Annotated in this window: 7 protein-coding genes; 3 read left to right on the top strand and 4 right to left on the bottom strand. The window is 32.9% G+C overall.

Going from position 1 to position 8,031, the window contains the following annotated elements; genetic code table 11:
* Window positions 1-105: 105 nt before the first annotated feature.
* The gene (locus CKF59_RS06835) at window positions 106-603 is read right to left on the bottom strand and encodes a DUF805 domain-containing protein (protein WP_119535193.1); all 498 of its coding nucleotides are present in this window, start codon (window positions 601-603) and stop codon (window positions 106-108) included.
* 589 nt (window positions 604-1,192) lie between these two features.
* Here CKF59_RS06835 and CKF59_RS06830 point away from each other — a divergent pair.
* From CKF59_RS06830 to CKF59_RS06820, 3 genes are all read left to right on the top strand, one after another.
* On the top strand, window positions 1,193-1,825 hold the full coding sequence (locus CKF59_RS06830; protein ID WP_119535192.1) for a hypothetical protein: 633 nt from the start codon (window positions 1,193-1,195) through the stop codon (window positions 1,823-1,825).
* 8 nt (window positions 1,826-1,833) lie between these two features.
* Window positions 1,834-2,478: a hypothetical protein gene (locus tag CKF59_RS06825; RefSeq protein WP_119535191.1), complete on the top strand. Its 645-nt coding sequence runs from the start codon at window positions 1,834-1,836 to the stop codon at window positions 2,476-2,478.
* Between the two features lie 304 nt (window positions 2,479-2,782).
* On the top strand, window positions 2,783-3,355 hold the full coding sequence (locus CKF59_RS06820) for a hypothetical protein (RefSeq protein WP_119535190.1): 573 nt from the start codon (window positions 2,783-2,785) through the stop codon (window positions 3,353-3,355).
* Between the two features lie 246 nt (window positions 3,356-3,601).
* Here the strand turns inward: CKF59_RS06820 and adhP are convergent, their stop codons facing one another.
* The 3 genes from adhP to CKF59_RS06805 all read right to left on the bottom strand — a co-directional run bounded on the left by adhP (window position 3,602) and on the right by CKF59_RS06805 (window position 7,135).
* On the bottom strand, window positions 3,602-4,657 hold the full coding sequence (gene adhP / locus CKF59_RS06815) for an alcohol dehydrogenase AdhP (RefSeq protein ID WP_245959289.1): 1,056 nt from the start codon (window positions 4,655-4,657) through the stop codon (window positions 3,602-3,604).
* An 825-nt stretch (window positions 4,658-5,482) separates the two neighbouring features.
* Window positions 5,483-5,746 carry a hypothetical protein gene (locus CKF59_RS06810; RefSeq protein ID WP_119535189.1) on the bottom strand — a complete coding sequence of 88 codons (264 nt, stop codon included), beginning with the start codon at window positions 5,744-5,746 and terminating at the stop codon, window positions 5,483-5,485.
* A gap of 279 nt (window positions 5,747-6,025) precedes the next feature.
* Window positions 6,026-7,135 carry an NAD(P)-dependent alcohol dehydrogenase gene (locus CKF59_RS06805; RefSeq protein WP_119535188.1) on the bottom strand — a complete coding sequence of 370 codons (1,110 nt, stop codon included), beginning with the start codon at window positions 7,133-7,135 and terminating at the stop codon, window positions 6,026-6,028.
* Window positions 7,136-8,031 lie beyond the last annotated feature (896 nt).

Genomic DNA, 8,031 nt, shown 5'->3' with positions numbered 1-8,031 from the left:
CCTTAAAACAAACTATTTTTCTCGTTAGATTAAAAGAATAAATAACTTTTACTAAGACCTCTAAGGTTAATAAAAGTCTTAATTAATTGAAATCTTAATTAAAGTCTATTTTGTTTCAATAAGAAAAGGATTGCTTAGTTCACTAAATCTATGAGCTTCTGCTTTAGTATTAGCAAGAAGTAAGTATAAAGTAAACCCTAAATAAAGAGTAAACCCTAAAGTAATATTTGAACCTATATATACAAATGACAAAATAATACTAGCAAGAAACAACCATAATGCTACCCAACCAGATTGCCCTAAATCATGCAATCTTCTTACCGCAGCCGTAATCATAACCAGCAAAGCAAAAATCCCATACAAAAATATCACGATCAAATAAACCAAGATACTACTAAAAGCGGTATCATAGTCAAAACTAGAACTACCAGCTAATAAGAACATGATGAGATAAAAAACTATGCTGATCGTAAGCGGAATCAACAGATTAAAAACCAAAAGAGCATAGAAAAAACTTAAACGATTTTCACGGTAATTGATCTTAAATATAAGATTTAGATGTAGTTTTACATTTGCCATAAAAGGAAGAGTTTGTAATGCCATAATTTAATCCTTTGCAAATAAGTATTGCTCTTATAATTGAGATAAAAAGTAACCAAGCTCTTAAAAATTTTTTAATCTTCACAAATTTAAAAATTATTTATTGCCTCTAAAAAAATTATAGCATTACAAATAATTAGAAACTGTTAATTCCAAATATTTTCTCTTCTGCTCTGATAACCATACTAAATAGTTCACTAAGTAATTTTTTCTATAACTAATATTTTTCTCTGCTGAAGATTTTTCAATTTAACTTCATACCTAATTAATTTGCACTTTTTCTATACTCCATTGATTATCAAAACCTAAAGAAAACTCACTTTTTTTCCTCTTCATTCTTCATTTATCTTTCATGGTCATTCTTTAATATACCTTTTATCCTCTTTGTAATTTCTCTTCTCCCTAACTTACAATATAAGAGTTTCCTTCTATAACTTTACCTCAGCTCATCCGTAATAATTGAGTTATTTACTCAAGAAAGCTTAGTTTTAAACGCTTGTCAAGAAGACTCAAAGTTCTTCATTTTTCTTGCCTGCTCTCCTAAAAATTTATGATAAAATGACCAAAGTTATATCTTTTGGAGTATCTCTTGATGATTTATAAATCACTTTCTTTAGCTTGCTTATGTGCTTTAAGTATTTTGCCAAGCTTTGCCTCTACAGCTAATGAGCTCGAACAAAAATTAGATCATTTACTACAAGAAAACTCCAATTTCTTGCCTACTGCCAAAAATTGGTATACCTTTGTCAAAGAAGACTACAGCGGCAGCAAAGTCTATACCTTTGAGATTATGGATACTGCTCGTGCTTATCTAGCAGTAATTAATAAAAACTATAGCTTAACTCCTGAAAGCTATGAGAGTAAAGATATTAATAATCTCATGGAGATAATTAAAACTTGTGATCAATATCAAGAGGTAGCAAAACAAAGTTCCAATTTTAATAAATACACTACCGATTGTTTCTTCTTTCAAACCATTTTTGCCACCAGTGCTTATAATTATGAGGCTCTACAAACTCTAGCTCTCGAAGCTTTACAAGATGAGTATCAAGAATTACAAGCTCCAAGTGCTGAACAAAGAAAAATCTACCAAGCTTTACTTAATTACCAAAATATAAAAACTTCCTTTACTAAGTATTACCTTAAACCTGAAGATTATGGACAACATAACCTTCCGCTCTACTTTAAAAAAGTTTTTAATCTCCAATTAAGTTTAGAAAGATAAGTACTTCTATGAAATTCTTTTTCCTTAGTGTAGTTGCTATTTTAACTCTCACAAGCTCTGCCTCGAGTCAAGATCTTAGCCGTCTTTCGGTAAAACAGCTAGAAAACAACTACCACCAACTGTTACAAGAAAATCCTGATTTTGTACCTAAAGTAAAAACCTTTTTACTCGACTTTTCTGAATTTGCTGGTCAGCAATCTATGAGTAGTACTCGCTTTGTACAACTAGTGAGTTCTACTTTTTTAGCCGAACTCAATCAAGATTTTACTCTCACCAACAATTACTACCAAGCAAAGAAAATCGAGCAATTTGCTCAACTTGGTGATACTTGTATGGCTTTATTCCAAAAGAATGCTCCCCTATTAAAGCACGATGATTCTTGTAGCTTTATCTCGGCAATATATCTCATTGCCAATCATGATCGAGATACCCTACAGACCATGGCTTTATTTGGCAAGATGCAAGAGTTTGCTGGCAAACAAACTAAAGAAGCTTTAAGTAAATCGGAACAAGAGCTCTTAGCTTTTAGTGCAGATCCGCAAAAACTTAAACTTGACTTTAATTTACGCCTCCCAACCAATAATTATCTGCTCCAAGCCCAAACTAAAGAGTTAATCTACAAGTTGTATCAAGTGCATTTAGTTGCAGAGTAAGCTCTTAAAGTTTTAATCAATACTTAACCTTTCAGTAAGTACTTAAAATTTATAACCCCACCATAATTCTTGTGCAAGAGAACAAATTTATCGCCCCTAGGTCTACCTAGGGGCGAACTAAAATCAAGTTCATGCTTCAGACATGATAAAATAAATTATAGGAAAATCTATATAAAATGACCGTAATTTCTCGGCTTAACTTTATCGTTCTCCTAAAAAAACACAACTAAAAAGCTCACTCAAGTCAACTCTATTAACTTTAGCAAATCATTGAACATGATTTATTTTCTTCAAGGATCTCTCTATGCGTAAACTTCTGCTTTGCTCCCTGCTTGGTCTGCTTTCCTTACCAAGCTTTGCTCAAAATACTCATGAAACTACCATACGTAATTTAGTCAGAGCTAATCCACAATATCTTGAGCTTGCAACTCAATTTACCTTGGTTGATTTTGTTAAAACCTATAAAAACAAAAGTCTAAGTTTTGCTGAGTTCCAACAATTACTCGTGCAAAAGTTTTATCAACCTTTTAATCTCAACTATCAACTTACAAGCAATAGTTATACCTCTGCCTCTGTAGAAGCTTTCTTAAATATTTACCATACGTGTGCTCAAGTTCGTCAGCAATTAACGACCCAAGAAATTATCCAATTAGATCGTAAATATCAACTTATTTGTTCCAAAACCGACCTTATTTACACTATTAGTGGTCGTACCGATGCCGATGTCTATGCTTATAGTCTTATGGCTTTAAATGACAAAGTAACTCCAGCCCAAGTTAAAGCTTTAGGATTTAGTTTACCAACTTATGCTACTTACCAAAGTCGTAATATTTTCGAACATATCGCAAATAATTTACAAATTACGATTACAGAATAATTTGTTCTCTAAGTAATAAATTAGAAATTTTGATTGGCTAATAAACCACATGATATATACACAGAAAAAATAAAAAAAATCAGACAATGCTAATAAAGCTTGCTCTACTAAATTCTATATAATTCTACGGTGATAAAAAGCATAAGTACAATAAAGAATTATCCTCATATTAACGCAGACACGCTTAAAAGCTCCTAGTTAAACAACTAGGAGCTTTAATGGTGACAATCACATAGAGTTTAGTTCTTAGTGCTGATGACCACAACCACAATGATGTTCAGTAAAGTCTAATACTTTACGCCCTTGGATTTTACCATCATGCATATCTTGGAATACTTGTTTTACATCATCAACCGAACAAGTTTCTACTACCGGCACAACTAAACCACGACGACCAAATTCGAAAGCTTCAGCTAGGTCTTCACGAGTTCCTACTAGTGAACCTACAACTTCAATACCATCGAAAACAATACGTGGGATAGATAAATCCATAGTATCAGGTGGTAAACCAATACATACTACACGACCGCCTGGACGTACACATTCAATAGCTTGGTTAAAGGCAACTTTAGATACTGCAGTTACTAGTACCCCATGTGCCCCACCATTGGTAATTTCTAAAACACGTTTAACCGCATCTTCAGTTTTACCATTTACTACGTACTCTGCACCAACTTCTTTTGCGAGAGCTAATTTATCGTCATTAATATCTACAGCAATCACACGAGCTCCGATAGCTTTAGCACCATATTGTACGCCGAGGTTACCTAAACCACCAGCTCCAAATACAACTAACCATTGCCCTGCTTTTACATTAGATACTTTTACGCCCTTGTAGGTTGTAACCCCTGCACAAGTAATCGAAGATGCTTGTACTGGATCTAAACCATCAGGAACTTTTACCGCATAATTAGCTTCTACTACACAGTATTCAGCCATGGCACCGTCCACAGAATAACCTGCATTTTTTACGGAACGACAGAAGGTTTCACGTCCTGTTGTACAGTATTCACAAGTACCACAACCACTGAAGAACCAAGCAATGGAAACACGATCACCTACTTTAAGGTTGTGTACTCCCTCACCTAATTCAACCACTTTACCTATACCTTCGTGACCTAAAACAACACCTGGTTTCTTACCATAATCACCAGCGGCAACGTGTAAATCCGTATGGCACACACCACAGTATTCCACTTTTACTAAGGCTTCACCAATGCCTGGAGTAGGGACTGCTTTCTCTACTACTTCTACATCATTACCCGCTTGGTTTACTACAGCAGCTTTCATCATTTTAGTCATGTTTTTTACTCCTTTAGTAAGTAAAACTCACTTACAAAATATTTGAACTATGGGTTTGGTAAAGAACATGTGACGCCTATGTACCTCAGTACAGTCTAAGTCACTGACTCCTAAAAAATCCAAGTTGCATGCGAGACTTAAATTTTTTTAGTAGTCATCTATTATGAGCATATTGTAAACCTATTTGCTTGCTCGCCCAAGTACAACAAAATTTTAAGTGCCAAAATATTTAAAGTTTTAACAACTCAAACTTTTACTTTAATTTTTAATAACTTAGGTTGAGATTAACTTAAAGTTTATCTATACCTATTTTATCTTTTGCAAAATAATGTAATTATTTTTTAAAGATTTGCAAAGAAAAAGCTTTGATTTGCTAAACAAATTGTGAAACTTTAAAAAACTTTGTGCAATACATGAGTAAACAAGTCAAATATTAGTTTAACAAGACATTAGTTTAATGTCTATATTCGTTTAATGTTTACATTGCTCTCGGGGGAAATTAGATTCAATGATCTAATTTTTTATTTGTTCTCTAGGAAACAAATAAAACTGGCCATCTTTATGTTGATGCTTTTATAAATTTACAGCACTAAATTTATAAAAGCATAACCATCGATTTTGACTTAGATACCATGTGAATTGGAACTTAAATTAAACTACAAATTGAAACTAAAATAAAACTATAAATTGAAATTTAAGCTAGCTAACAAAGAATATAACTTCTTAGAGATCGTGCCAAATTGTAACTTTAAGGCATAAAAAAGTGGTTTATACTCATCCAAATTGGATAACTATAAACCAGTGTCTTAATTTTGTTTAAATAAATTATTTACCTTTACGTAAATCATTAAAGATAATTCCTAGTTTTGTTGCAGCAACAACAAATACTCCAGCTACTGCTACTGCAGTTACCACCGCTACAGCTACTGAAAGTAAAAAACCTAAAATTGCCGAAGCAAGTAACACTAAACCTACAGAAACCGCAGTTGCTACTAGCACTACTACCGTTGCTAATAAAGCTACACTTAAACGATTTAAAAAAGTTGCAGGGCGTTCTTGCACTTGAGCTCCAACTAATTCTTTTGACATAGAAACCTCCACTTCTAACTTTATTTCTGCATTTTAAATTAACATTTAAACTCAGAACTGTTAGAATTTTTTTAATACTAAACTTAAGAAAGAGAGAATAGGGAAGCTTTGCTTTTAAGCTCGTTCCCTATTCTATCTCATAAATAAATAAGAATTCTTTCTCTTATTATATTAACAGGTTTTGTATGATATTGCTTAGAATATTTACTCCTGTTAATCAATCTCTTATCAAACTAAAGTTAAACTCTAGTAACACAAAAATAGACAAGGAAAGTAATATTATTCTTTATGAGGTTTTATTGCAACTTTTAGTACGCCGTCACGTTGATTTGCGAATAAATCGTAAGCTTCAACTATATCTTCTAAAGCATAAGTATGAGTTACTAATGGTTTAAGATCTACTGCACCTGAGTTCACTACATTTAGTAAACGACGCATTCTTTCTTTACCACCAGGACATAATGCCGTACGAATTGTGTGATCCCCTAAACCAGCAGCAAAGTATTTTAACGGAATAGTTAAATCGTTAGAATATACGCCTAAGCTAGATAGAGTACCGCCTGGTTTTAAGATCGCTAAAGCTTGTTCAAAGGTTCTTTGTGAACCTAAAGCTTCAATTGCAGAATCTACCCCACGACCTGCAGTTAACTTCATAATTTCGTCAACTACATCACAATTACGGAAGTTAAGCGTTACAGTCGCTCCTAAAGATTTAGCAATCGCTAGACGTTCATCATTTCCATCAATTGCAATAATTACACTTGCCCCTCTTAATTTAGCCCCCGCAGTTGCACATAAACCTATAGGACCTTGTGCAAATACTGCAACTATATCACCAATTTTAATGTTTGCATTTTCCGCACCCACAAAACCAGTTGACATAATATCAGGACACATTAAAACTTCTTCATCAGTTAAGCCGTCAGGAATTGGTGCTAAGTTAGCTTGTGCATCAGGAACTAATACATATTCTGCTTGCGTTCCATCAATAATGTTACCAAAACGCCAACCTGCTGTTGCTTTATAACCGTGACATGAACAAGTGCCATCTTCGTTTAATAAATAAGAACCATCTTGAGATGGGAAACCGTCTTGACAAGGATATGAAGTAAAGCTAGGACAAATTGCTCCAGCAATTACACGCTGTCCTTCATGATAGCCTTTTACATTTGAGCCTAATTTTTCAATTATCCCCACTGGCTCATGACCAACAGTTAATCCTTTAGCAACTGGATATTCACCTTTAAGAATATGTACGTCTGTACCGCAAATTGTAGTTGTCGTAATACGAATTAACGCATCATTTGGACCTACATCAGGAATTTTTTTATCAACAACTTCAATGCGATCTTTTTCAATGAATACCGCTGCTTTCATCATTTGGGTCATATTTTAGTCTCACTTTTAAAAACTTAATGCAAAGCTTTGCAATTAAGCTATTATCTCAATTTGTATAAAGAAATCTCTTTATACCCACTTTATTCTGGGAGTAAGACCTTTTAAGAAAGATTTAGCCTCGGCTAAGATCGTAAAAATAATTTGCTGAAATAAAACAAACTCAACTAAGCAAAAGACACTGGTTTAAAAAGAACAACCTAGTTAAGTTTTCTAAACAATCTTTTTGCAGAAACCTCAGTTTCATTTGCTTTTTTATTTCTTGGTTCTAGTTTACTTGGTTTTAGCTAAATTTTGCAAGACCTAAAAAACCAAAGCATTTCTCGGTATTTTTCTTACAATTCTTCCTTTTTACAAGATAAAATATTAATCAACCCCTTGATAAATAAACACAAACTACCTTAAGCACCAAGTGTAACTGATCGCCAACGATCAAAAATCCTGAAAAATCCTCGGAAAAACTTTTGTATTTTGCGAAATTGATCACGGTTTTTCCTGAAAAAATCACAAAATTTTTTGGCTACTAATTTTTCAATGAAATTTACATAAAACTACGAATCTACCGTTATTTCAACAAGCAAAATACTTAAAATAGGTACTATCTTCAAACAATTAACCCTTACTTTTTATAAGGATTTATCGATTAAATGAGCAAGTAATTCCCCAATTATTTTTAATTTTTTCTCTGCAGATTGCATTGGTATAGATCGCAAAGTAATACTTTATCCATTTATCTTAAAAAATATGCTTAAAGCCGTGGAAATAAATCCACGGCTTCAAGTAAACAGAATCAATATAGTCGGAAAGAATAAAAAACATAAAATGATCAAACTATAAATGACTAATGGTTTCACAAGTAAATTATCAATTCTAAATTAAAAAATTTTAAA

Origin of the sequence: Psittacicella gerlachiana, from assembly GCF_003585965.1 — a bacterium.
Lineage (GTDB): Bacteria > Pseudomonadota > Gammaproteobacteria > Enterobacterales > Psittacicellaceae > Psittacicella > Psittacicella gerlachiana.
Note: the sequence above shows the minus strand (reverse complement) of the source record. Positions and strands in the feature narration are given on the sequence as shown.

Coding starts and splice junctions, on each gene's coding strand:
- CKF59_RS06835 (WP_119535193.1), bottom strand. CDS start 603: ATGGCATTACAAACTCTTCCTTTTATGGCAAATGTAAAACTACATCTA.
- CKF59_RS06820 (WP_119535190.1), top strand. CDS start 2,783: ATGCGTAAACTTCTGCTTTGCTCCCTGCTTGGTCTGCTTTCCTTACCA.
- adhP (WP_245959289.1), bottom strand. CDS start 4,657: ATGACTAAAATGATGAAAGCTGCTGTAGTAAACCAAGCGGGTAATGAT.
- CKF59_RS06830 (WP_119535192.1), top strand. CDS start 1,193: ATGATTTATAAATCACTTTCTTTAGCTTGCTTATGTGCTTTAAGTATT.
- CKF59_RS06805 (WP_119535188.1), bottom strand. CDS start 7,135: ATGACCCAAATGATGAAAGCAGCGGTATTCATTGAAAAAGATCGCATT.
- CKF59_RS06810 (WP_119535189.1), bottom strand. CDS start 5,746: ATGTCAAAAGAATTAGTTGGAGCTCAAGTGCAAGAACGCCCTGCAACT.
- CKF59_RS06825 (WP_119535191.1), top strand. CDS start 1,834: ATGAAATTCTTTTTCCTTAGTGTAGTTGCTATTTTAACTCTCACAAGC.